Source organism: uncultured Methanospirillum sp., from assembly GCF_963668415.2.
In the GTDB taxonomy this organism is placed as follows: Archaea; Halobacteriota; Methanomicrobia; order Methanomicrobiales; family Methanospirillaceae; genus Methanospirillum.
In genome coordinates this window covers 2,581,566-2,607,374 of the sequence record NZ_CAXXDL010000001.1, presented here as the reverse complement: position 1 = coordinate 2,607,374, position 25,809 = coordinate 2,581,566, and the positions used below count along the sequence as shown (strand labels likewise).

Sequence of the window (25,809 nt, the reverse complement as noted above, 5' to 3'; positions counted from 1 at the left end):
GAACAGGAGATTATGAGATGGATGAAACCGCTCGATACCCTCCTCTCTGACTGCCTGGCAGGTCACCGCCTTACGCCTGAAGAGGCGGTCCGGCTCTTCAATGTCAAGGGAAGAGAAGTCTTTCAGGTTGCACGGGCAGCAGATGAGAAGCGTGAACAGATTGCAGGGGATGTCATCACCTTTGTCAGGAACCAGAACATCAACTGCACAAACATCTGTACCAACCAGTGCGGATTCTGTGGATTTGGCAGACGAGAGAATGACGCTGGTGCCTACCTGCTTTCAGCAGAAGAACTTGCATCCCAGGCACGCCTTGCAGCAGAACGGAAAGTATCCGAGATCTGCACCGTAAGCGGGCTTCACCCGGGTTTCACGCTCGATTCATACCTGGACGTGTATCGAACCATCAGAGAAGCAGCTCCCGGGGTTCATCTTCATGCCAGCAACCCGATGGAGGTTGCATATGCTGCCAGGATGAGTATGTGCTCCACCCGGGAGGTTCTGACTGCATTCAGGGATGCAGGTGTTGAAACGATCTGTGGTACAGCCGCCGAGATCCTTTCAGACCCGGTCAGGGCGATCATCTGCCCTGACAAGATATCAACCAGTGAATGGACCAGGATAATCAGGGAGGCTCACAGCCTTGGGATCAGATCTACTGCAACCATCATGTACGGCCATTGCGAGAACGAAGAGGACCGGGCAGAGCACCTCTCGATCGTCAGGGAGATACAGGATGACACGCACGGGTTCACAGAGTTTGTTCCCCTCTCATTTGTACATCAGAAGACCAGGATATACAAAGACGGATTTGCGCGACCTGGTGCTACCGGGAGGGAGGACATCCTGATGCTCGCGGTCTCACGGCTGTTTCTTGATAATTTTCGAAACATTCAGGTGTCGTGGGTAAAATACGGGATGAAGATGGCACAGATCGGGCTCATAACAGGGGCAAATGATCTTGGAGGAACACTCTATGAAGAGAGCATATCCCGGGAGGCCGGAGCGGTCTCGGGCTCATACCTGGACCCTCAAGAGATGGAATATATCACCACAGATCTTGGCAGAATACTGAAAGAACGACGCACCGACTACACCCTCATATAATACCCGAATAACTCATGCTCACCCCCAAAGACAGGATAACTCCTGATTATACTGCCATGCTCCGATCGATCGAGGAGAAGACCGGGCCGATATCAGATGCCATCAAGGCACTGCTTATCACAGACGGATCGGTAACCCGGCTTCTTGAGTGCTACAACGAAGCACCGATCTCAATACGTACCGTTACCCAGCAGGTGATTCCTGCAGACGATGATATCGCAGAGGAGATGCAGATCGGAGCAGGCGATCCGGTCAATTACCGGGTTGTTGAGATCTGCGATCAGAGCATGGACATTCCACTCGTCCATGCAGTCTCATACTGCCCGGTAAACAGACTGCCTGAACACGCCAGAAAGAGCCTGATGCAGGCAGACATCCCGATCGGGCATATCCTTCGTGACGAGAAGATCGAATCTCGCAGGGAGATCACGAGCATCAGAACGTTCTCAGGATCAGATGCTCCTCCTTCACTCCCGGTATCGGTCGCATCAGGACGGGTGTTTGCCCGCCGGTACCGGATCATTCATCAGAACCTGCCACTATTCAGAATCGATGAGTTTGTGCCTGACCATCTCTTTTCAGGCACCAAGAGGGTCACGATACGGACACCGTCACGGCTTCACCTTGGCCTTATCGATATGAACGGATCACTCGGCAGGGTGGATGGCGGGGTCGGCATCACCCTTGACAGACCCGGATACGTCATCACTGCAGAACCTGCTCTTGAGACGCGGGTCATCACCGATGACGAGGAACTCAAAGTCCGTGCCCTGAGCATTGTAAATACCCTCGCAGAGGAGCAGGGGTATGATCCCGACATCGCCATCAGGATCAGTGAGGCCATCCCCCCGCACAGCGGGCTTGGAAGCGGAACCCAGCTCGCCCTTTCAGTCGCAACGGCAATGGCCCTGATATCAGGAAAACCGATCGATGATCCCGCACGGATCACCGGAAGAGGAGGTACTTCAGGGATCGGAGTGAGAGCCTTTACAGACGGCGGGGTGATCGTAGACGGGGGACACCGGTTCGGCCCTGGAAAAGAGAAAGACTCGTTCCTCCCGTCATCGGCAGCAAAAGGTGTCCGGAAAGCACCGCTCATCGGAAGGTACGATTTTCCTGCAGACTGGAGGATCATCCTCTGCCTCCCTGACGCAAGACCGGGTGCAAGCGGCAAGGAGGAGAAGGATATCTTCAAAAAATCCTGCCCGGTACCACTTCCCGAGGTAGAGAAGATCTCACACCTCGTACTCATGCAGATGATCCCGGCCCTTCTTGAAGAGGACCTTGACCAGTTTGGACGGTCAGTAACCGCGCTCAGAAAGTACGGATTCAAGCGTGACGAACTTGCACTTCAGACACCTGCCCTTCACAACATGCTCGAGTACATGACCTCATGCGGAGCAGCAGGAGCAGGGATGAGTTCATTCGGCCCGGCCCTGTATGCCATCACCGACACAAACAGCACGGATCTTGCCGGTGACATCCAGTCATACCTGGACGACCAGTGCGGTGGAGAGGTCAGGGTCGTCAGGGGAAAGAACACCGGGGCGTCGATCAGATGTACCAGTTGATCATGTCTGCCTGATCAGGCGACCTCTACAGCTCAGAAAGCCCTGATAGTTCCTTCTTCCCAAACTCAATACCAGAATCCCTTTTATTGTTCAAGACAACAGATATCGTATGCAGCTCACCGAGTTCAGGGTCCAGAACTATAAGATCATCAACGATACCGGCTGGATCCCGGTCGAGAACCTCACCATCTTTGTGGGGAAGAATGAGTCAGGAAAGTCTGCTATTTTTCGTGCTCTCTCCAAACTAAACCCGTCTGATGGAGAAGGCTATGACGGCCTGAAAGAGTTTCCACGCCAGCGGTATGCTGATGAGATAACAAAGACCGACTGGCCGGTTGCTTCGGGCAGGTTCAGCCTCACTCCCCGTGAGCAGGAGGAGATCAGGGCTCTTTCAGATCTCTGCACCGATGTTGAAGGGGTAGAGGTAACCAGGCATTATACCGGAAAATACAGCATCACCTACCACCCGGACATCGGAGTCGAACTCGTCACGGTAAAAGACCTGAGTTATGTCATTGATGTGGCAATTGAGCAGATCAGGAACATGATCGCACCCGAAGGACGGGGGGATGTCCTCGGGAGGATCAAGGGTGAACTCCTCTCTATTCTTGAAGAGCAGAAGGAAGCTGCATCCCACGCGATTCAGGTGCAGAAACGGCAGATCGCAGACCTCATCAATATGATAAAGACCAGGGGCAACGAGCAGTGGCAGCTCGAACTGATAAACCCGGTCTGTGAACCGATATACAGTCTTGTCAGGCAGATCGAGGTGTATGAGAGCCTGATGGCTGCCAACCGGTATATCATCGATCACCTCCCGAAGTTCGTGTACTTTGACCAGTACAATGTGATCGAGAGTGCAATCCATATCCCGACCTTTATTGCGACCCTGAAGAGCCATCCTGAAAGTCAGGGACTTCGGGCAACCAACTGTCTCTTCAGGCATGTCAATCTGGACCTTGACATCCTCGACAAACTCGGAACACATAAGAACGCAACGGATGAGAACCCTCTGATCCGCAGACAGGTGGATGAACGTTCTATCCTTCTCTCCACAGCATCAAACCAGATGAGCAAGCGGTTTGAGAACTGGTGGGGTCAGCGACGCCTCAGGTTCAGGTATGACATCGACGGGGATTACTTCAGGGTCTGGGTCTCTGATGACATGGATCCCTCAGAGATAGAACTTGAGCAGCGGAGTGCAGGTCTGCAGTACTTCTTCTCATTCTACCTGATCTTCCTGGTCGAATCTGGTGATGTGTATCAGGACAGCATCCTGCTCCTGGACGAACCGGGGCTCCAGCTCCACGCAACTGCACAGCAGCAGTCGGTCAGGTTCTTTGAACGGCTTGCAGAAGAGAACCAGATCCTGTACTCAACCCACTCACCGTTCATGATAGACCTCGAACACCTTGATCGGATCAGAACGGTATACGAGAGCGGAGACGGAACGACAAAGGTCTCTGCAACCGAGTGGCCAACAGATCACGACTCCCTCTTCCCGCTTGAGGCAGCACTGGCTTACCGGATCGCAGCCCGGACCTTTACCGGAGGCAGGCAGCTTTTGGTAGATGATATTGTAGACCTCTGGCTGCTCCAGGCGATGAACTATGCGGTTGAGAAGATAGGAAAGCCGGGTCTTGAACCTGGGATCACTATCACGCCTGCCGGGGGAGCTGCCAACCTGTTCCCGCTTGCAACTCTCATCCGGTCCCATGAAGGTCCGGTCTCAACACTCCTTTCAGGGAAGGATATCCCTGCAGATATCCTCACACGATTCTCTGGAATGAACACGACACGTGAGAAGTTCCTGCTGCTCTACAGCCAGATCACAGGACAGGCAGGATCCACAATAGAGGATCTCTTCAGCGCAGAGAACTACACACGGTGCGTGAAGGATGTGTACCCGAACATGGTGGTAACGCCGGTACAGGCGCAGAACCCTGCTGAAAGGGGGGAGAACCCGGGAATACTCCATGCAATCAGTGAGGCTATTGATCGGCGACAGGGCGAGAGGTTCGAACGCTGGAAGGTTGCCGAGATCTTATCAGACCGGATCTGTGAGGCACCGGGCATGGTTGATGATGAGACGGTGCAGCGGTTTGTCAGGCTGTTTGAAGAGATAAACAAGGCAACAAGGGAAGAATGAGCCCGGGGTCAGGAAGGAACTCAGAACATACAAAAACAAATTGGTAATTTAAAATTAGCACAAAAAAGTGAATTACTAATTTACTTTCAGGAACCCCGGAGCGACCAGGTCAGAGATCAGGTCCCGGGATCGTTCTCATCCTGACAATCTCTCTGATCACGGCCTCACCAACCTCTTTTGTTCCCGCTTTTCCGCCGAGATCAGGAGTCTTCACCCCGTCTGCAAGCACCTTCTGGATGGCAGCTTCCACCATCTTTGCATTCTCACGTTCCTGAGCGTACTTCAGGAGCAGCGAGATACACCTGATGGCTGCAATAGGGTTCGCAATTCCTTTGCCCGCAATATCAGGAGCACTCCCATGAACAGGCTCAAAGAGGGCATGGTCTTTCCCGATGTTTGCGCTTGGAAGCATTCCAAGGCCACCCTCAAGGTAGGCAGCAGCGTCAGAGAGGATGTCTCCAAAGATGTTCGTCGTCACAATCACATCATACCGGTCTGGATGCTGGAGCACGTCGAGCACCAGGGCATCGATGTACTTCTTGTCCACTGAAACACCTGTTTTTTCTGCCTCCTCCTGGCAGATCTGAAGGAAGTAGGCATCAGACTTCAGGATATTGGCCTTGTTGCCGATGGTCAGGTGCCGTCTCCGTCTGCGGGCGCACGAACTTGCGAACCGTGCAATTCTCCGTGAGCCCTCCTCGGTCACCAGCCTGATTGTGCAGGCACGATCCTTCTCCTGCCACTCGATGCCGGAGTACAGACCTTCGGTATTCTCACGTACGATCAGGATATCAAAGCCAGAACCGAAGACCGGCCTGAGGTTTGCATAGAGATCAAGTTCCTTTCTGATGGTGAGGATCACACTGTGATATTCAGGGTCAGGCGGTGTGGTGATAGCACCGAAGAGGATCAGATCAGCATCCCTGAGGGCAGCCCGGGTGGTCTGTGAGAGCGGATCACCGGTTCGTTTCCAGCATTCATACCCGAGATAAACCTGGCTGTACTCCCATTCAGGATGGAAGATCTTCAGCACATCCACAGCAGGAGCGATCACCTCCGGACCGATCCCGTCACCTGGTGCAACCACCACTTTCATGATCTCTTCCTCTCGTTCATCAGTTCATACACAGCATCTGCGATCTGTTTCGGAGAAGCACCCCAGTGAACAACCACGCCGTGCTTCTCGTTGATCACCTGGAGCCCGGCCCTCTCTGCCCTGCAGCACCGGGCGATAAAGGGCTCCTGCTCGGCGGCATTTGCCGGACAGATGTCAATCACCGGAAAATCCCTGCCATAGCATTCAGAGAGAACCTGCCTGGCAGTCATACATCCTGCAACCTGCTCACCACCGGTGAGGTGATCCGAATCTATGGTCCTAGAGAAACCGGCCGCCTTGCAGGGGAAGACCTCTGCACCGGTCTCCCTGATATCCCTGATATGGAACTCGAATGCTACCTCAAGTTCGCCAAAGATACCGGTTGCTTCAAGGCTTTTGATCGTCTCTGCAAGATGTGCACGGGGTGGTGTCACATCATACACATGAACCGTGCACAGGGCAGAGAGATCAGGATCGCAGATGAAGGTCTTGTGCTCATCAATGCCGGTAAAAATTACACACCGCCGGTTGGTCTCTGCAGCACGACGAATCAGATCACCCCGGTTATGCAGGATCACCCGCTCCGGGTACTGATAGACCTCGTGTGCAGATGCAATCAGACTCACCTGCTGTACCGGTCTCATCATACCGGTCCCTTCCCCTGCCTCAACGGTAAGGATCTCAAATCCATCAGGGACCTCGTGAATCAGGTACTGTGAGAGAAAGTAGACCTGGTCACCAACCGGCTTGTTGCCTGCATACCCGACACACTTGCAGTGTGGTGGAAAGATCATCGTGAGAGTCTCCCTTTCCAGTACTCTACAAGGCCACCGGCCACAAGGATCTCCTGCATTCGTGGTGAAACGGGGCAGCAGTCATAGGATCTCCCGCCTGAACTCACCTTCCCGGTTGTACAGTCATACGAAACCATCTCCCCGTCGCTGCAGAGGAGGCCTTCGCACTCAAGCACGGGAAGACCCACGTTGATGCAGTTTCTGTAAAATATCCGTGCAAAGGAGGGCGCAATGACGGCAAGCACCCCGGCTTCCCGCAGTGCCATAACGGCCTGTTCCCGCGAAGATCCGCACCCCATATTCTTGCCGGTGACCAGCACACATCCTTTGAGCCGTGGTGCAAGAGTCGGGTCAAGGTCTTCAAAGGCATGTTCAGCCCAGACACTCCGATCCTTGGTCCTGAGATACCGGCCTGCGATGACGAGGTCTGTGTCGATGTCTGCACCGATACAGACCGCAGGGCCTGATCCTGCAAGAAGGGTCATACGAACTCCCTGGGATCTGCGATCTCCCCGGCTATTGCACTCGCCGCTGCCGTCGACGGTGAAGAGAGGAAATAGGAGGCACCGACACCCATCCGGTTTCTGAAGTTCCGGTTCGCGGTCGAGAGTCCGACCTCCCCTTCACCAAGCACACCCATGTGTGCACCAAGGCACGGACCACACCCGGGAGGGCCAACAATACAGCCTGCAGAGACAAGTGTTGCCATCACACCGGATGTGACAGCCTGCAGGTAGTCTGCCTGTGATGCAGGAACAACAACCGTTCGGACTGCAACCTTTTTGCCGTTGAGGATTGCAGCAGCACGGGCAAGGTCTTCGTACCTGCCGTTCGTGCAGGTCCCGATAAACACCTGATCGAGCGGAGTTCCAACCAGATCTGACACAGGTTTCACCGTATCAACCCGGTGAGGAACAGCCAGCAGGGGTTCGAGATCATGTAGATCATACCAGATCTCTTCTGAATAGAACGCGTCATCATCGGGCTTTTGAGCCTGGCAGGGTTGCCCATACTTTGATAGAAATTCCCTGGTACCATCATCAGCATACCAGAGCCCGGCCTTTGCCCCTGCCTCGACTGCCATGTTACTCAGCGTCAGCCTGCCTTCCATCGGAACCGATAGGGCAGACTCACCAAGAAACTCAAGAGCCTGGTATGTAGCCCCATCCATTCCCAGTTCTGCAACATAGGAGAGTGCAAGATCCTTGAACTCAACACCTTTTCCCAGAGCACCGGAGAGATAGATTGCGATGGTATCAGGAACACGGAGCCAGGTCTCTCCAGAGACCCAGATTCCTGCCATGTCACTTGCCCCTACACCGGTTGCAAACGCACCGAAGGCACCGAGGGTGCATGAGTGTGAGTCAGCACCGATGACAACGTCACCGGGCAGCACACGCCCTTCTGCCATATACTGGTGGCAGATACCGCCACCGACATCAGAGAAGTGCATCCCGGACCTGATCGCAAACTCACGAAGTTCACGATGAAGATCAGCAGTCTGGCTGGTATTTGCAGGAGCGATGTGATCGTAGATCACGTAGCATGCACCAGGGTTTGCAATCCCTGGAGCTCCCATCTCGTCGTATATTACCTTGGCCTGGATACCGGTTCCGTCATGACAGAACGCCTTATCGATCCGTTTGTCGCTAAAACTTCCGGCCTGAGCACCCAGAATCTTCTCTGACAGAGTTTCTTCCATTGTTGATCTCCTTTCCGGTCACGTTTCTGATGATATCCTGCAGAATCTGCGGGGATATGACACACTTTCCTTCGCTCTCCCTCTTGATCTCCTCAAGAACCTTCGTGATCTGCTCGTCAGGGAGCTGATACCCGAATGTCGTGAGGATGTGAGTGAGGGCCCTCTTCCCGGTGTGCTTTCCGAGGATGAACTGCCGGTCAAGCCCGAGCAGCTGTGGCGGAACAAACTCGTAGGTTTCGGGGTTCTCAAGGATGGCAGCGATGTGAATCCCGCTCTCATGAGCGAATGCATTTGCACCGACCACCGGCTTTGTTGCCGACATCATGATCCCGGTATACTGCTGAATCTTCTCAGAGAGTGCAGGTATCCGGGTCATGTCATACCGATCTATTCCCCCTTTCAACGCAAGGGTGACAAGCACCTCTTCGAGGCGTGCATTTCCGGCCCGTTCACCGAGCCCATTCACCGTGGTATGCAACTGGTACGCACCGAGCTCGGCAGCGATGATCGTGTTCGCGGTTGCACACCCGAGATCGTTGTGGGCATGCATTGCTATCGGGATCGGGACGTTCTTCACGAGTTCAGGGATGATCGTGGCAACCTCAAGAGGAGTCAGACGCCCGGTTGTGTCTGCAAAGGTGACATAACTCGCCTTGTGCTCGGCAGCCTGCTTGTATATGTCAATCAGGACCGGGAGCGGCGTTCGTGAGGCATCCTCTGCACCGAACCTGACGATCAGACCGTGGTCGATCGCATAGTCACACTGGGCAAGGGCATTGGCAACGACCTCTTCACGGGGCTTTTTGTACTTGTGCTGGATGTGAAGGTCTGACGTTGCCACAAAAAGCCCGATCATGTCAACTTCGGCATCGAGGGCTGCATCAACGTCTTCACGGCAGGCCCGCGAAAGACCGCAGATCTTTGCATCAAGGCCCATACGTGAGACCGACCGGACGATCTCCTTCTCATGAACCGAGACTATTGGAAATCCAGCCTCAATCACCTCGACACCGGTTGCATCAAGACGCTGGGCGATATCCTGCTTTTCTTCGAGTGTAAACGAGACCCCGGGGGTCTGTTCGCCGTCACGGAGTGTTACATCACAGATCTCAACATGCCACGGTTTCATGATCAATCACCTCAGGACACCGGCCATAGATCAGGATCGTCTTCGGCCGGTCAGGAATGCTCAACAATCGTTCAAACTGCTCCAGGTCTCCTGCATCACAGACCTGTGGGTCTGCAAAACCTAGGTACGGAAGGGGATCGGGGACAGGCTGACCACCGGTCATGCCCATGCACCGGTTCACCATCACGATGCAGAGGAGGGGCAGACCCTCCTGGTACACCTCGATCAGTGCCTGAAGACCGGAATGCAGCAGTGCATAATCACCAATCAGGGCCATGTCTCCTGATGAAGCAGCAACTGCAACAGCAGAGCCCATACCATAACTTGCAACACCGAACGAGTAGGGCGGATTCATTGCAATCAGGCTGCATCCGGTATCGCAGATCGCAGAGAGGCCCTTTCCGGCCATCAGTTCAAAATGAGGCCTGAAGGGACAGGCAGCACAGAGACCGAGGGTGCTGCCACGTTCTTTCCGGTTTTGCGGGGCAGGGGACGACGGAGCAGGAGGGAGAGGATGGGGTGCAAGGCCGGCTGCACTGATCCGGGCAGAGCCGGATGCTGCACGGACGGCCCTGCCATACATCGTCAGGTCTGAACCGGCAAGACCCGATATCCGGCTTTGTGCAGAACACCGGGAGCAGGTAGTATGAAACGAGCCAGACTCTGGAGCAGGGGATCTCATCTCTTCTGCTGTGATCCGCAGGAGAGCAACCCGGGAGAACTCTTCAGAGGCAGAAAACGCATCACTGACCCCGGACTCCGATACACCGGATATGACCGGTATGGATGCAACCGGGCCGAAGTACCGCGAGTCCTGCACGGTCATGGTGTTCTTTGCGGTTGGATCGTCACCACAGACGATGACAACACCGGCATTAAGACCCTGGAAGGTTGCATGAACCAGGGGATCCACGAGTGCATTCATGCCCACATGTTTTACTATAACACAGGCCCTCCGGCCGGCAAGTGAGTCACCGATGGCACGTTCAAGTGCTACTTTCTCATTGATGACAAACCTCGCTCCGGACCGCTCTGCAAGAGAAGAGACGGGATATCCGGGAACAGCATAGATCCGGTCTGCACAGGATCTGATGGTCCGGACAAGCAGGTCTTCCCCGTTCTCATTGACTGCCATCACTCCCTCCCTGGGATCATATCACAGCCCATGCAGGCAGGGCACATCGTCAGGGCCATGGTTGGATCAAGTCCTGATGTCCTGAGTGCAGCGTCCAGGTACCTGAATATTCGTTTGATTCGTGCTGCATCAGGCCGTGAAAACTCGTTCAGTTCTGCAGTCGGGTTGAGCGGCCTGATAACCGGAATCACGCCATCCTGACAGAGCGAAGCGATACAGGCCTCCATATTGGCATCGCTCTCCCCAAGCCCGAGGATGATGTTCGAGAAAACATGCCCTCTCCCGAACAGTCTGACCGAGTCACGAAGGATCTCCCTGATGGACCCGAATGAAAGACCGGGGCACATTTCTGCAAAGAGTTCAGGCGTTGCAGCCTCAAGGTTGAACTTCACCTCAATCGCTCCTGCCTCTTTGAACCGTGCAGGAGTCTGCAGGGTGGGATAGATCGAGACGCCAATAGGGATGTTGAACCGGGTAAGCCGGGAGACAACCTCAATTGCGTATGCCTCCTCCTCCTCAATGCTCTCAAGCACGCCCGAAGTCAGGGAGATCGCATCGATTGTTCCCTTCACCGATTCGACGAGGTTCTCGATCTCCTCTATGGTCTTTCGGCTTCCTTTCAGCACCGGGACATTGCAGTACCGGCATGAGAAGATACAGCTCGGAGTGATCGTGATGTACGCCTGTCTTGGGCAGTGAAGTGCAGGTCGTTCAAGAGTTCCGATAAACCTCTCTCCGTCAACCGTAAGTTCAGTCCTTCCTTCCCCAAGGTGATGGATAATCACAGGGGAAACATCAGCCAGTGAGAGTCTGACCCGATAGGTGCCAACCGAGAAGAAGAGCGAACCACGACCGCCTGCTCCAGGGCCTGCGGTCGAACGGGTGAGATACTCATCCACCGGTTCACCGGTGACCTGTGCAGTTCCAATTGCGAGCAATCGCGCTTTCAGATCTTCCCAGTTGTTACGGTCCATAGAGTTCGAGTGCCTCGTCATACCTGGTATAGAAGGGGATGGCTGCAATCGCCCCGGTGATACCACGGCCATTCATGATGATCTTGAGGTTTCCACCCTCCAGCCTTCCAGCCTCGTCCGGTTCCACCTGGCCGCGTTTCACCCTCTCGGCAAATGGAAGGAGTTCATCAGGAGAGAAACCGGAATACACCGCCATGCCGGTTTTTTCAGAGAGGGTAAACTTCCTGACCAGCCCTGCAAACCGGTCAATGAGATCCTGCGGGTCTGTGGTCGCAAACTCGGCAACCACACCGACACAGTTCTTGGTTCTGAACGGCACCGGGAAGAGCTGGACAATAGTGTGTGAGAGGTACCGGTGCGGACCTGCAGCCTTCGGATCACCGGAGACTGTCCTGGCGATGTTATGAACCAGGGTCCATGTGGCTCCCTGATCAGGGGTGTCGGTGTCGTCCACCCCGATGAGGATACGCCTGTTTCTGGCAAATGTCAATGTTGACCCAGCGACCTTTCCGCCTCCGGACTCATCGTACTCTGACGAGATGACACCGGCAGCCGTGGCACGGCAGATGGTTGCTCCAACACCGCCTCCACCCATACCGCGGTACGAGATCTGTATCCCTGTGTCAGAGAGACTGACAGAAGAGATGCCTGCCGGAAACCGGGAGCCTTCAAGGTTCAGGTCCACTGACCCGGTCTTCAGGATGTACCGGTTCATCGAGCCGACAGTCCTGACAGATGAAACCAGCGGGCTCTTGGCGTAATGCTTCTTTACCCACATTGCACCCCCGATGCAGTCAAAACACTCAATGAGTTCCACCTGGCTGCCATCATCGGACGCGAGAGCAGCAATCCAAGGATAATGAATGACGTATGGATCAGCCAGATTCACTTCAGCAGCCCATGCATCTGGTGAAAGGTCTTTGTTCGTTGCCGGAATGGAAGGGTTCATATTTGTCGCCGGGAATTTCGTTACCAGGATTTTCGGCATCAAAGTAGATAAACTATCTGCTTGAAAAAAAACACGAAAAAAGAATCAGTGATCTGCTATTTCGAGCGCCCAGGAATCATCGCTCCAGCCGATCAGCCGGATCATTCCCATGCACATATCGCGGATCTGGTATCTTCCGAACCGTGACTTGAAGGTGTACGTCCCTACCGACGACTTATAGCGAACCGGGTCATCAGAGAAATATCCCGGCCATTCACGAACAATGCGTTCAAACTTCTGAGGCTCTGCCTCGTATATCGCCCTGACGGTCACCTCAAGAACCTGGTACCAGTACTTCACATCATGACCGGTTCCCTGGACGGTCACCTTCACCGGCTTTGCTGACTTGGAGATATCTCCAAAGCGAAGCCCGGGAGCCGGCTCTTCTGACGCCACTACAGCATGCGTGATCTCAACCTGATAGGGCCATATCTTTTTGCAGAATGCAGCAAGAACACCGGAACGCTGATCGATCTGGAACTTACGCCAGAGTTTGATCCCTTTCATCGAAGTGTTGAGCAGGTGTGTATCAAGGGCATACCATGCCTTCTTTGTATCAAAATCAGCGTTCAGGATGGAGGGGTTCTCCATCGTGAGGGTGAGATTGCCGAGCCGGTGCAGGTAGTCCTGATGAACAGTCTGCCATTCTGTTCCCAGGTGATCCTGCCACCAGGGGGTCAGAGTTACCGGCATGATGTGATCGATCATCTGTTCAGATGGCGTATCATCAAAGAGATCAAGGCCTGAAAACACATCTGCTGCCGGTGCCTGGGCAGAAAAGTAGGTTTCAAGGGCCGTCATCACCACCCAGGCAACCGTGTTCCCACCTTCAGCATGGTAGAGATCGCTGTACCTGAGGTGATCGTCAAACTCATCATCGTCAGGCATCCGGTACGGTTCTTCAAGCCTGGTGAAGAACGAGGATACCTGATCTGCGACAGGACCGGCGTCCTTGTCGATAGTGCTGCACAGAAGTGAGAAGACCTCTTCATACCCTGCTTCCGATCTTCCGCAGACTGCGCGCCTCATAAGATAGGTCTCAACCTGCTTCAGAACTGCACAGAACTGTTCGTCGGTGAGTTCTATTCCATTCTGATAACCCGGATCATTCCACCCAAAACAGTTCATCAGGAATGGAGCGGTTACATCAGAACCAAGTAGTTTGATCCTGCCAAGGTGCCGCCTGATCTCTTCAGAGATCATCTTCTCTACCGGAAGGAGTTCAGGCTGTAGAAGCCGGAGATAATAGTCCGAGAACCGGTTGATATCCTGCAGAAGGCCCTTGATCTCATCAGGAGGAGCGCCAAGGAACGTACGCCTGATAGACTCAAAGATCTCTCCGGCGCGGATGGCACCTCCGGTTCTCATGCAGAAGTACCGGAGAAACCGCGAGATCAGGTCCTGGTGATTTCCAAACCGCTCCTCCATCGGTTTCCAGAACTGATCATACTGGTTCTCCGCTACCTCGGGAGACTCAAGACTTGCGAAGAAGAAGTTTCTGATGAGATCTGACTCTTCGAGCGGGACACCACGGTAGTTAAGTGCCTCAAACACCTGGTTCGGGTTCTCACCCTGGTCAAGTTCGATGTACACAACACAGAGATCCTCGGTGATCACCTGTTGCAGGGACATGAGATCAAGATCACGGGACTCGTCGATCTTGCGCCAGAAGAAGTCAAAACACTCGACGATCCGCGAGTCGTGCTCGAAATTATAATCCTCATCAAAGATGTGATACAAGGACGCCTTGTCAACCCGGGTAGGAATGACGACATACTGCCCCTCCCCGCTCCGCGGGCTGTTCCTGAGGAAATCAGAGATCTGTTCATACAACTCGGTGACACCACGCTCTTTTGCAAACGCACGAATCACCGCGAGGATGATACTGATGGTCGTTATCCGCTGCTGACCGTCGATGATGGTATATTTGTCAAGGTTCTTCTCGTATTCCCTGACTACAACAATAGAACCAAGAAACCGGTCAGGTATCTTTTCACGCGGGTCGCCTGATTTGAGCGAGTATTGTTCGGTGATGTCTGACCAGAGCTGCTCCCATTGAGGCCGTGACCATACATACGGCCGCTGAAAGAGCGGCACCACGTACTGTTTCGCACCGTTATATAGATCCCAGACAGAAGACTTTGCCGCCTTCATCGTACACATCCCCCAAGATGATATCGTACTCTGATCGCATAGTCTCACCGGAACAGATCTGATCCATTTGCGATGGCAGGACTCACTGGCATCATCAGGCAAGGTAGGACAGGACTGCAGTAGTTTTTTTAAAAAAGAATTACCAGGCCTCGGCAAAGGCCGCATTGGTATAGATATCTTCAAGGCGTGCCTTGTGTCCGAGTTCCATCTTTGAGAGTTCTGCAAAGAGTTTCTTCTGCTCTGCATCAGCGCTTGCATCAGAGAGTTTCTGATACATGGTCATTGCATCCTCTTCCTTCTTGATGGCGATCTTGAGGCCGTCCAGGGGCTTTAACTCGGTTGTCAGGGCAGGTGCCTCAATGATGTCTGACAGGTGATAGTCCTTGACCTCATCAAACATGAGCTCCTTCTTGCTTCCGCTAAGGTACTCCTGAAGGGTCTTACGGTGGTAGGTCTCCTGTTCTGCAAGTTCAAGGAACGTGCTCTTGAGGGCTGCATCCTTTACACGCTCAGAAATGGTCTTGTAAAAAGTGTATGACTCAACTTCCTTGTCGATTGCATCCAGCAGAATTTTCTTGAATTCGTCTTGTTTCATGAGTTATCATCCTCGAGATAACGTATCAGACAGCCTGAGATGGATCAACCACACAGATCTCCCAGGAGCTTTCCACACGATCTTTGTTCGAAGTATCTTTTAAGCGTTTTGGGATGAATCGACTGAGATTTTGGCGGTTAAAAAAAGAAATATCCCGATTTTAACGGGAATGAGCCACATGACCGGGATCTCCTCAGTCATGCCGGACGTATTTTTCCAGGAGATTCTGGCTTATGCAAGAATCTCGTGGAGCTTGAGCTGGAAGGGTCCGAGTTTTCCTTCGTAGTTGCCTGCGCTGATGAAGGTCACACCCGGAACCTTGACTGCTGCCTTGATACCGGCTGCCATTGCCTTCTTGACTGCAGCCTCGTCAACACCGTTGATAACGAGCTCGTAGATAGACTTGACGCCTTCAGGAACCTTGGTGTCCGGAACCTTCTCCCTGATGCTTGGGCAGTACTGCTCGTTGGTGGTTGCCGGAATTGGGAACTTGTAGTTCTTGGACCCGACCTTGGAACCTGATGCAACGATACCGCCTGGGAAGCTGGTGATGGTACCCTCGACCTCGAGGATTGCGTCTGATGCAGCCTGTGCACCGAGAAGAGCAGCCATCTGGCTCTCTGCCATCACGAAGAAGTTACCGCCAGCGACACCCTTGACCATGCCGAAGACCTCTTCACCAACATAGTCTCCCTCCATGATCGGGATCTTCCAGCAGGCACGCCCGCCGATCTCAACCTTGGACTCGAACTTGTCACCAAAGAAGTGAATCTTGATGTCAAACTTCTCTTCTGCATCTGGAAGTCCGTTGAAGACCGAGGTGGTTGCTGCAGTAAGAACGCACTCTGCGATACGCTCCATGACCTGTTCAGGGAGTTTCTTCTTTGATGCACAGATCAGGATCGAGACGCCCGGGCGTCCGTCAGGAGTCTCATCACCGGAGAGGTACCTCTCAATGCCTGCCTCACATGGACAGCCGATGGCTGAGGTTGCAAAGCCGGTTGCCTCAACAGCAGCCTTCATGGCGTATTCGCGGGTCACAGCAGTGATCATCACGCGGGAGATCCAGATAGGAAATCCTTCTGCAAATGTGTTGTCTATCGTTACACCGTTCAGTTCCATTACGGATCCTCTCATCTGAGGTCACCGGGTATCCCAATAATGGTTTCTTATTGGATCCCGGTCATATGAAACGAACTATTATATAGGTTCTGGAAAGCCACATGCCAGTAGGACATCAGAGCCTGATAACGGCCCTGACTGAGCTGATTTCATACCAAGAGTAGATAATGCCAGAATCGAGCTCGGGAGCTGAATCCCGTACAGGTCGACAACTTTGACCGGGTGATCATACCTCTGTGCTATCTTCCTGACAGTGCCCCTGTCGATAACGATGCCAAGTTGATCCAGGATATGTGAGGTATATGAGTACGAGTAGGAACGCGACAGCACCAGACACAAGTCTATGATAGGAGAGCCGAACCTGCTGTTCTCATAAAACGGAGCATCAGCATAACAGAGTTGTCCACAATCCCTGCAGTGGAACCTCTTTATGTATACATACACATGGGTTACTCCAGTGTCTGTTTTTATTGTAGAGAACCGCCGTTTTTTGAGATCGTGAGATATAAGGGGGCCACTGCATGCGGGACATCCGGTAGTCTGGATAAACTGGACATCAGACACCCCTGACACAGCATAATAGATGCAATCAGCAATTATCGGAGAGATGAGTAGATCTTTGTTCATAAATCATGCACATTACATAGGTCATTATGGCAAATATAGAAGCCCGGGGAATAGTGATCTTCAACTCCGAATAAAACCCGGTCTTCTTTGAAATTTCCTGAATCTGCCGATTCCCCATCAGCAATCAGCAAATCAGGGGAACAAATATCACAGAAACATATTATTCCTGATTCAACCGGATTCTGGAACCGGGTGTTGTAATGAACCAAGCATACGCCCAGACAACCGGTTCGTTGTGTGGAACTGATTTTTATGAATCCTGCAGTTGTGATGGGATATTGTGATGGATAGTATCAGGTATTCAGGTATTCAGCCATATCACCCATCTCCGTGATGAAGAAAGACTGAATTTCGCACATACCGGTGGTAGATCAGAAAAAGTATTGAGCAGTTGGTCCAGAGCATCAGGAAAAACGCTGGTGCATCCTTAGAAGCAGAACCGTGATTGAGGCAGCATACAGACCCTGGAGCAGAAGGTTTGGCGATATATCAAGACAGGTGAAGATGATGATTGCGTACACCGGGGTGAGCAGGGAGACGATATCGAGTTTCTTCTTCTTGATCGCGAGGTAGGCAAGGACGATAGAACCCGCAATACAGCCCCAGAAGAAGGTTCCGGGATCTTCGATGATCCTGAGCCAGGAAAGAAGAGCTGCTACAACAATTCCTCCCCATACCAGGGCAAGGACAAGTGCCGAGAGGATCTTCTCTTTTAACGGGAGAGATTTCAGGACCTCAAGATCGATATCCATACCTGATCTATTCGCGTAGAGAAATTATAACCTCATATGTACCAGAGATACAGATCCTGATTCCTGAAACCTACATGAACCGCTTCGCTGTTCACACCCGAAACCATGAAAATATAATCGGTTGATCTAGTACCGTGGGTAGCAAAACTGTCTACTTTCTGAAACGGAGATCTCGTCACGGAGATCGCATCGTGCGATGACGCTTGAAGACCCACGTTTCCCTCTGTTCAAATCAATCACCATCTTTCATGATAGTTTTTGACTCGCCGAACACAGGGGATATGCAAGACATTATCTGAATTCAAGCAGGGATTTGTAGGTATTCGTCCCACACGGCTCAGATTTTGAAAATCACTGACTCACATATATCGATAATTATATTACTCTTCAAATAGTACGAAGAACTACGGTATGGTGGATCGTTCTGCCGCGTTAGGGAGATAAATGGGGAAATATGACGGTTAATTCTTATTTTGAATATTCGACACGACGCTTGTGTATGCTTCTCATCGGGCTGGTCTGCATTGGTCTTCTGATTGTGAATGTATCAGCGATACCAGGGCCGGCACCAGATGTACCGGCTGGGATATTTCATGCATCATCTGATGCCCAATCAGGAAATAATACAACCACGATGCTTCAGCCACCGATGAAATCCCAGAGTCCTGCAGTTTCTGCACAGGATGTCACAACGAAAGGCACGTCAGGAACCGCTGCCTTACTGGCAGTTCAGGATACTCCGGAAACCAACATAACCTGGCAGAAATGTTTTGGAGGGAGTGGTGGGGAGGCTGCAATCTCACTTGCCAGGACAACAGACGGGGGGTACATCTTTTGCGGATATTCAAACTCCACAGACGGGAATGTTACCGGAAATCTTGGAAAGTATGACTACTGGGTTGTAAAGTTCAACGAAACAGGAGCCATCGAATGGCAGAAGAATCTTGGCGGTTCAGCTATCGATATCGGTATGACTGTGAACCAGACCACCGATAACGGATTTCTGATCACCGGGTATTCATACTCAACTGACGGGAATGTGACCGGAAACCATGGTGCTGATGACGTATGGGCATTGAAGCTCTCACAAAACGGCACGACTGAATGGTCTACCAGCCTTGGAGGAAGTCAACACGACTGGGGCTATTCAGGAATCCAGACTACAGATGGAGGGTATTTCATCGGTGGAGGAGCCGGATCCAATGACGGGAACGTGTCAGGAAACCATGGGGACTATGATCTCTGGGTTCAGAAGCTGAACGCTAACGGAACACTTGTGTGGCAAAAGTGTCTGGGTGGATCAGGTGAGGATCGGGCAACAGCTGTGGTAACGGCTCCGGAAGGAGGATATCTGGCTGCAGGGATGTCAGAGTCCACCGATGGGGATGTGACTGGAAACCATGGAGACTATGATGCCTGGATTGTAGGTCTGAACACAACCGGCGGGCTTGAGTTGCAGACGTGCCTCGGTGGCAGTGGGGATGATGGTGCAAACTCGATCATCAGTACCAAAGACGGGGGATACCTGATTGGAGGATATACAAACTCCACAGACGGGAACGTGTCAGGAAACCATGGAAACTACGATGCGTGGATAGCCAAACTGGATACACAAGGCAATCTGACATGGCAGAAGTGCCTCGGTGGTACCGGGGATGACGGAGCAGAATCAGTAATCCAGGATTCTGACGGCGGGTACCTTATTGCCGGATACACAAACTCCAATGATGGCGATGTTTCAGGGAATCACGGGGAGTATGATGCATGGATCGTTAAACTGGATGCACAGGGCAGTCTGATATGGCAGAAGTGCATGGGTGGCAGCGGAGATGACGATGCATGGACACTTATCCAGACCAACAGGGAGAGGTACATGGTTGCCGGATACACAAACTCCAATGACGGTGATGTATCAGGGAATCATGGAACGTATGACGCCTGGGTTGTAGATCTCACCCAAGCTGACTCTGAAAACCCGACACCGATGGTTGATATGGAAACCCTCCTCTCGCAGCCGGGACCCAACGGAGGAACCAGTATGCTAGGCTCTGTTGAAAACTGGTCATTGAACGCTGTTTCTCCCGGGAACAATGCAACCGAAAATGAGGGTTCTTCAGATTCATTGAAGGTCTATTTTACTGCCACTGAGACGAAGGGCTCAGCTCCCCTGACTGTCGCCTTCACCAGTGCATGTCAGGGAAATCCCACATCATATTACTGGAATTTCGGAGATGGAGCAACATCCGGCAAGAAAGATCCGGTCCATACCTATACCGTTCCAGGGACATACTCGGTTACACTCAAGATCATGAATGCAAAGTCAGGAGCAATCGGGGTGCTTCCGGGTTCAATCACTGTTACTGATGGCAGGATATTTGCCAAGAAGTATCAGGCACCCGGGACAGTGTAAATAGTCTGAAAATGTTATGCATTTTCATTCGCATGGCGTGATGCGAGAAATATTAACCTCTTTTTTTTATGAACAATTAGTATCAAACGAAAGGACTATTCAGAAACCCTACTGTATGAAGAGAGTATATCAACTGAAACTGGTGGCACAGTCAGACTATGGTTTTCATGCATCCTATTCCCGGGATATTGTTCAAATTGAGTGCTATTTCTTTTTCTTTAATAGGTTTCCTACGGATGATTTGAGCCAGATATACTGGGATCATTGATCAAACAATAGAGGTTCATTGACATTATCATGGAGAGGATGAACCAGCTTATCATATTCACACATGTCTATCTCTTCCCACAGACCGAACATCTCCGCCGGTTAGGGCCTTCTATCATCCTGACAAAATCATGCGGATTGATACTGGAGAGATACACGCCGGAATGCTGCTGGTTCTTGCACTGATCACTATCTTCAGGCGTATCTGATTGCACACCCTCTGATTGAATGAATGACAGTGCTTCATCACCGGCATCAGGCAGAACTGATGTGCCTTCATCATCACCAGTAATTTTTCTAATTGATATAATCTCATAAATATTTACAGTCTTTATTAAGATGCTAATTTTTTTTAAATTCATGTAAAATTTGTTCACTAATTTTGAATGAATGACGAATAAACTGGAGATATCGTATCCAAATGACTACCATTCCCATTGTATTGAAAATGGTAATACAAGAAAAAACGATGGAAGATGAATCCAAATTATTCATCCCCAAATTTCACGGAATCAAATATGCTCATTCGTCCATGGGCAGAAGCAAGTTCATTTAGTTCAGCACTTGCGTTAGTTGATTTTTTCCCTATGAGAATCAATCCGGACCCATTTATGTAGGTATTTGCTAATGTCTTGGCATTAACCTCATCAGAACGGGAGGAAACGTAGGTTGAGTTGTGTAACAAACCAGAAACTGATACCTCATCTCGATTTAATGAACCTAGATCTTGGATATCGAATACACATAATGGTGTATCTAACTGTCCATTATTCCGTAGATGGTTTAAGTACTCATCAACACCAAGTACTCCAGAACTACTGGCTGATATTGAAGACTCCACCCCATTAGTAATTCGTGTCTCTCGATCTACTGTTGCATGATCAGTTGTAAAAAGATTCACTCCATGAGTTTCGTTTTGATCCAGCACTGAAGAATGTACCCAATAAGATCCATCACAAATAACTGAAGATGATAAAACATCTCCTATTGTAATCCCCAAAGAGATTATACCAATTATAACAAGGATGCCAAAGATTATTGTCCTCATCTTGCTATCCTCCGATTACTAGATTGAAGGAACTTGATGTCTCTACAACGAATATCAATGAATTGGTGAGAAAATCTTTTTTCGGATCGCAGATTATATTCCAATTTCTACTCCTGCCCGTGGGCATATTGAACTCATCAGACAAGTATTAAAAGAAAAAATATCTGGTTAAAATAAGAACAATTCAAAGAAATTTTTAAAAAATAACGGTATTGAAGTAATTAATTATTGTCTGAACGATAGAAAACCATTTAAAATTAAAACTTACCCTCCGGACAATTTTTTAAACTACCTGGATAACGTTCTACAATCTTACACTTGCGAAGCCGACGGCTTCCTCGAAATGCCCAATAAAGGTTTGGACATTGATATCTTGCGCAGATTTCTGCATTAGGTCTCATTTTTAGACCATACACAGATATTTTTCTGAAATTGTAAATCCAGTGAAATGATAACGTATTGAAGTTCAGTCTCATAAGAATGAGTTATTTAATCTCCCCAATTTCCAATGGGACTGCACCTCCTTCAAGAATTAAGTAACGATACCATTGATGAGTGGATAATAACCAAAATTCCACAACACCTGGTATAGATCTAATTTTTACTAGATCTGCAAGATTTACAATCTCTTTATTAAATTGATCTACTCCTGGTTTCCGGGATCTTCGTATCCTAATGAAACGTATTTCATTAGTTCCTTTCCATGCAATAAGATTAAAGAGACTTATATGTCCAGTTGTTTTCTCCACAATATATCCATCTGTTCGCAGCAACCGTTGAGCTAATGAATACGCAATACGATCATACTTCTGTTGCATATTCATCACATTCTCGCATGAAACAGTTTGGATCACCTGTGCACATCTCTCCTGCTTTTCTGATACAGAGGTAATCCGAGTATTTTCCTAAGGAAAGTACTTTGAAATAAGGACAATTCTGCAGTTCCATTATAATTTTAATCTAATGACGAAAATTTATCATCACATAGTAATACATGGATATTGATCTCCGTTCTCTGATGCACATGTGGTAGTGAGTACTCTTGAGGCGGGGATCAATTATGGGTTTTAACCCTCTGTTTTCTGGTTAATTCTGATTTTAATGCTTCTAGGATCAATTTTTTCATATCCTTCAATTAATCTCCACAGAACAAAGAGATCTTCTGTCTCAATGTCTGCATATTCGACTCATTAGATCTTATTAAAAATCTGTCGATTTGCATTAAAAAAATAAGAATGTTAATTGTGACTTAAATGCTTAGGTATATTTACACATTTTAGAAAATTAATATAAAAATATCATACGAAAATCTAGATTAATTTGGGCCTTATTTTCATTTGTACCAAAAAATGTTTAATCAATTTTGTTAGATTTATTAAAACTAAAGGAATATCCCATTAATGTAATTCTCGTTTAAGACTTTTTTACTATTACGTGTTATTCTTTTAGTGATGAGAAAGGAAATGTATTATTCAAAAGAAGGATACTACCCTGAATCCGTTCTTATTACTAATACTATCAGACTCAAGGCTGTTTTTTACCTTTCACCATGTAGCCTTTTGTTCACTAAGATCCTCCAAGTACGTTCTCTCAAGACACAAAATGCAGCATTATTGAAGATGGATTCAGGGATTTCTCATCAAATTACCATTAACTCAAAAAGACAGTCGAATGTTTTAATTTTATAAAAGAGACGAAACGATGGACGAAAAAGATTTGTATGTAATCACCTCAAACCCACGAAATGGGAAAGGTAAAGTGGTATCTCTTCTCGAAGAAAAACTTCGAGAGGAAGGATACACTGTTGCAATTCTACAGATGAGTGATCCCTATAAGGATATTTATAATCCCCTGAAAAAAGGGTCATACCTCTATTCCATTCCACTTGAAGCTACAAAGACAAAAAATAGTTTTAATGAATGGGTACCGATCGGGTATGATAAATATATTCTTGAAATCACGCTACCCTATTCTCCGATGGGAGCAGCGTATTTGGATTTATTTCAACAGATAAATGAAGTAGTCCCCTACGACTTAAAAGATTTCTGGAAAGAACATATTCTTGATCCAGCAAATTCATATGAAAGTCTCGAAATGGAGTTTTATGGTGACTTGTCTGGAATGTGGGATATTGTCCATAATAGGACTGTTCAGACAATTATTTCAAAGGCTCCAGAACCTATGAATGGCCCCTATCTTGATAAGACTCCTTCGTTATATAACATTGATTCTATACTTAAAGATAGTGTCCTTCCTAAAATGCAATTGCCAAAGTCAGAAAAAAAGGTGATCGCAGTCGGGACATTCCCTGCAGAATATTATGACATATTTCCAAATCTTACTTGGTTTAAATCATTTTATGCAGAATTTACAGAAGAATTTGTTAAAAGTGATTATGATTTGGCAATAATTGGATTTAGTAAAAATGATTCACTAAAATTTTCTGAAAAACCAGAGAATAAACCGATAATCTGCTATCATCCTTCAGTATTTCTAGATTTAAAAATCCAAGGTTTTCCTGTGAAAAATTCTCCCAACCTCGGGAATGTTTTTGATATGATAAAAACGGGTAAAGTTGGAAGACCTTTCACAGGATGCAGATGTGCATATGAGGAATTTACCAATAAATATTGGGTTAAAAAGGAGTATGCAGGTGCCGAGCTTGTTTGGAAGGAGAATAATATTGTATATTGTAATGGATGGATCATTCCACAATATCTTATGCAGGAAGAATTATTGGAGGTGAATTAAATGTGTGAAGAATGTTGTGGAGATACTCCTTCTTATCCAACAGTCACTTTAAATTGTGGCAGTAGTTCTACGACTCCTGCTGGTGTCCCCCGAACAATTTCAGCTATAATTAGCCAAGCTGCAACAGTTACTTTTTCTCTGAATGGCGTTCAAGATAGTTCACAGACGATAACTGCTACTGCAAATCAAACGGTTCAATTTGTTGTACGTTCGAGCATTCTTAAGACTAATACCGTAACTATAACAGCGAACAACTCTAATGGTTCCGGATCTGCTTCTTGTTCATGGACTGTTATTGCGGGGACATCTATTAATGTGACTATGGCTTGTCCTGATCCAAGTTACTCTAGTCAACCTCCGAGAGTAACAGTTACCACAGATCAGACAGCAACGATTGAAATATACGTAGATAACAGCCTGACTCCAATCTCTATTACTACGAATGGAACATCATCAACTTGCACTCTACCATCAGGACTCAGTGCAGGTACACACACCATTACTGCTAAAGCTTGGAATTCTACAGGAAGTGGACAAGCTACTTGCTCATGGACTGTTTGGGCAGGCTCTCAACCTGCGCTATCTATTACCTGCCCAGATAGTTCTTCAACCACTATAGCTGGTCAATCTCAAAGTTTTCCGGTGACTCTCACTCAAGCTGATGCAACAATTACCGTGTTTATTAATGGAGTCCAAGATAATTCACAAACCACCTCGGTAACAGCAGGACAAACAATAACAGTCACGGGGACATCTAGTGTTGTAGGAACAAATACAATTCAAGTTGTTGCTTCGGACGGTCACAAACCCGTTTCAGTCACATGCAATTGGACTGTTGTCCAATGTGATCCTGCACTCAATTCATCATATATAGATTTTAATATTCATCAATACCGTTGTTGTTCAGGAGATTGGAAAGAAGCGATCTGTTATCACAACGCAATAATACTAATGGCATGGGCTGGATGTTTATCTCAATGGCAAGATCAATTAGCAAACTGTTATTGGAGAAAAATTGAAAATTGTACTGAACACCCATTTAATAATTCAACCGCTCCAAGTAAGAATTTGTATTTTGTGTCAATTACTAATACAAATTGCAATTTCCCTGGCCATGCAGTTGTTGGAGAACTAGTCGGTAGTGATATAACTAATTTTAATGATTGGAAATTTATTCAATGGGGAAATATGAATATAATTCCAGGGAATATAGAAACAACTGATGATGGTGAGCAAATTGTACAAATGCCATTCGGATGTATTACTACTGATCAGAATGGAAATCAGTATGAATATTTAACTAAAATTGAAATTCAGAGGATTACTGGAATTTCCGTAACTAATTGTTCCATAACCAAAACTTATGATGTTTTAATTACCTTTTATATTGATTCAAAAGGAGTAATTACTAGAGGATAACTAAAAACCCTACATTTTT

The 25,809-nt window shown here is 49.0% G+C and carries 22 protein-coding genes; 6 read left to right on the top strand and 16 right to left on the bottom strand.

Translation table 11 applies throughout. The features are described 5' to 3' along the window. Positions 1–12 precede the first annotated feature (12 nt). From cofH to ACHZA2_RS12330, 3 genes are all read left to right on the top strand, one after another. Positions 13–1,107, top strand: coding sequence for a 5-amino-6-(D-ribitylamino)uracil--L-tyrosine 4-hydroxyphenyl transferase CofH (cofH, locus tag ACHZA2_RS12340; protein WP_319579961.1), 1,095 nt, complete (start codon positions 13–15; stop codon positions 1,105–1,107). A gap of 14 nt (positions 1,108–1,121) precedes the next feature. Continuing rightward, positions 1,122–2,678 carry a beta-ribofuranosylaminobenzene 5'-phosphate synthase gene (locus ACHZA2_RS12335; RefSeq protein WP_319579960.1) on the top strand — a complete coding sequence of 519 codons (1,557 nt, stop codon included), beginning with the start codon at positions 1,122–1,124 and terminating at the stop codon, positions 2,676–2,678. Positions 2,679–2,787: 109 nt separating this feature from the next. Beyond that, positions 2,788–4,827: an AAA family ATPase gene (locus ACHZA2_RS12330; RefSeq protein WP_319579959.1), complete on the top strand. Its 2,040-nt coding sequence runs from the start codon at positions 2,788–2,790 to the stop codon at positions 4,825–4,827. Between the two features lie 109 nt (positions 4,828–4,936). On the opposite strand, the gene ACHZA2_RS12325 is transcribed toward ACHZA2_RS12330, so the two are convergent. The 13 genes from ACHZA2_RS12325 to ACHZA2_RS12265 all read right to left on the bottom strand — a co-directional run bounded on the left by ACHZA2_RS12325 (position 4,937) and on the right by ACHZA2_RS12265 (position 17,895). Continuing rightward, on the bottom strand, positions 4,937–5,923 hold the full coding sequence (locus ACHZA2_RS12325; protein ID WP_319538539.1) for an isocitrate/isopropylmalate dehydrogenase family protein: 987 nt from the start codon (positions 5,921–5,923) through the stop codon (positions 4,937–4,939). Beyond that, positions 5,920–6,717: a hypothetical protein gene (locus ACHZA2_RS12320; protein WP_319579958.1), complete on the bottom strand. Its 798-nt coding sequence runs from the start codon at positions 6,715–6,717 to the stop codon at positions 5,920–5,922. Before ACHZA2_RS12320 ends, ACHZA2_RS12325 begins: the two co-directional genes overlap by 4 nt. Further along, entirely contained in the window at positions 6,714–7,202 is a 489-nt protein-coding gene (locus ACHZA2_RS12315) for a 3-isopropylmalate dehydratase (protein WP_319538541.1), read from the bottom strand. Before ACHZA2_RS12315 ends, ACHZA2_RS12320 begins: the two co-directional genes overlap by 4 nt. Then, positions 7,199–8,419 carry an aconitase/3-isopropylmalate dehydratase large subunit family protein gene (locus tag ACHZA2_RS12310; RefSeq protein WP_319579957.1) on the bottom strand — a complete coding sequence of 407 codons (1,221 nt, stop codon included), beginning with the start codon at positions 8,417–8,419 and terminating at the stop codon, positions 7,199–7,201. The genes ACHZA2_RS12315 and ACHZA2_RS12310 overlap by 4 nt, the downstream gene beginning before the upstream one ends. Then, positions 8,367–9,548, bottom strand: coding sequence for a homocitrate synthase family protein (locus ACHZA2_RS12305; RefSeq protein WP_319579956.1), 1,182 nt, complete (start codon positions 9,546–9,548; stop codon positions 8,367–8,369). The genes ACHZA2_RS12310 and ACHZA2_RS12305 overlap by 53 nt, the downstream gene beginning before the upstream one ends. Further along, positions 9,529–10,683, bottom strand: coding sequence for a thiamine pyrophosphate-dependent enzyme (locus tag ACHZA2_RS12300; RefSeq protein ID WP_319579955.1), 1,155 nt, complete (start codon positions 10,681–10,683; stop codon positions 9,529–9,531). The genes ACHZA2_RS12305 and ACHZA2_RS12300 overlap by 20 nt, the downstream gene beginning before the upstream one ends. Next, positions 10,683–11,657 carry a radical SAM protein gene (locus ACHZA2_RS12295; protein ID WP_319579954.1) on the bottom strand — a complete coding sequence of 325 codons (975 nt, stop codon included), beginning with the start codon at positions 11,655–11,657 and terminating at the stop codon, positions 10,683–10,685. Before ACHZA2_RS12295 ends, ACHZA2_RS12300 begins: the two co-directional genes overlap by 1 nt. Beyond that, a complete protein-coding gene (gene mmp11, locus ACHZA2_RS12290; protein ID WP_319579953.1) occupies positions 11,647–12,645 on the bottom strand; it encodes a methanogenesis marker protein 11 in 999 nt (332 codons plus the stop codon). Before mmp11 ends, ACHZA2_RS12295 begins: the two co-directional genes overlap by 11 nt. A gap of 45 nt (positions 12,646–12,690) precedes the next feature. Next, positions 12,691–14,799 (bottom strand): DUF262 domain-containing protein, encoded by a 2,109-nt coding sequence (locus ACHZA2_RS12285; RefSeq protein WP_319579952.1) that lies wholly within the window; start codon positions 14,797–14,799, stop codon positions 12,691–12,693. Between the two features lie 139 nt (positions 14,800–14,938). After that, on the bottom strand, positions 14,939–15,394 hold the full coding sequence (locus ACHZA2_RS12280; RefSeq protein ID WP_319579951.1) for a ferritin family protein: 456 nt from the start codon (positions 15,392–15,394) through the stop codon (positions 14,939–14,941). A 231-nt stretch (positions 15,395–15,625) separates the two neighbouring features. Beyond that, the gene (gene fhcD, locus ACHZA2_RS12275) at positions 15,626–16,516 is read right to left on the bottom strand and encodes a formylmethanofuran--tetrahydromethanopterin N-formyltransferase (protein ID WP_319540902.1); all 891 of its coding nucleotides are present in this window, start codon (positions 16,514–16,516) and stop codon (positions 15,626–15,628) included. A gap of 78 nt (positions 16,517–16,594) precedes the next feature. After that, a complete protein-coding gene (locus tag ACHZA2_RS12270; RefSeq protein WP_319579950.1) occupies positions 16,595–17,143 on the bottom strand; it encodes a hypothetical protein in 549 nt (182 codons plus the stop codon). Between the two features lie 404 nt (positions 17,144–17,547). Further along, positions 17,548–17,895 (bottom strand): hypothetical protein, encoded by a 348-nt coding sequence (locus ACHZA2_RS12265; RefSeq protein ID WP_319579949.1) that lies wholly within the window; start codon positions 17,893–17,895, stop codon positions 17,548–17,550. 454 nt (positions 17,896–18,349) lie between these two features. On the opposite strand from ACHZA2_RS12265, the gene ACHZA2_RS12260 reads away from it, so the two are divergent. After that, positions 18,350–20,305 carry a PKD domain-containing protein gene (locus ACHZA2_RS12260; protein ID WP_319579948.1) on the top strand — a complete coding sequence of 652 codons (1,956 nt, stop codon included), beginning with the start codon at positions 18,350–18,352 and terminating at the stop codon, positions 20,303–20,305. 335 nt (positions 20,306–20,640) lie between these two features. Here the strand turns inward: ACHZA2_RS12260 and ACHZA2_RS12255 are convergent, their stop codons facing one another. From ACHZA2_RS12255 to ACHZA2_RS12245, 3 genes are all read right to left on the bottom strand, one after another. Beyond that, positions 20,641–20,934 (bottom strand): hypothetical protein, encoded by a 294-nt coding sequence (locus ACHZA2_RS12255; RefSeq protein WP_319579947.1) that lies wholly within the window; start codon positions 20,932–20,934, stop codon positions 20,641–20,643. A gap of 125 nt (positions 20,935–21,059) precedes the next feature. Further along, on the bottom strand, positions 21,060–21,620 hold the full coding sequence (locus tag ACHZA2_RS12250) for a hypothetical protein (RefSeq protein ID WP_319579946.1): 561 nt from the start codon (positions 21,618–21,620) through the stop codon (positions 21,060–21,062). A gap of 485 nt (positions 21,621–22,105) precedes the next feature. Continuing rightward, positions 22,106–22,438: a hypothetical protein gene (locus ACHZA2_RS12245; protein WP_319579945.1), complete on the bottom strand. Its 333-nt coding sequence runs from the start codon at positions 22,436–22,438 to the stop codon at positions 22,106–22,108. An 883-nt stretch (positions 22,439–23,321) separates the two neighbouring features. On the opposite strand from ACHZA2_RS12245, the gene ACHZA2_RS12240 reads away from it, so the two are divergent. Both ACHZA2_RS12240 and ACHZA2_RS12235 read left to right on the top strand, forming a co-directional pair. Further along, positions 23,322–24,371 carry a hypothetical protein gene (locus ACHZA2_RS12240; protein WP_319579944.1) on the top strand — a complete coding sequence of 350 codons (1,050 nt, stop codon included), beginning with the start codon at positions 23,322–23,324 and terminating at the stop codon, positions 24,369–24,371. Beyond that, positions 24,372–25,790, top strand: a complete 1,419-nt coding sequence (locus ACHZA2_RS12235; RefSeq protein WP_319579943.1) for a hypothetical protein — start codon at positions 24,372–24,374, stop codon at positions 25,788–25,790. Positions 25,791–25,809 lie beyond the last annotated feature (19 nt).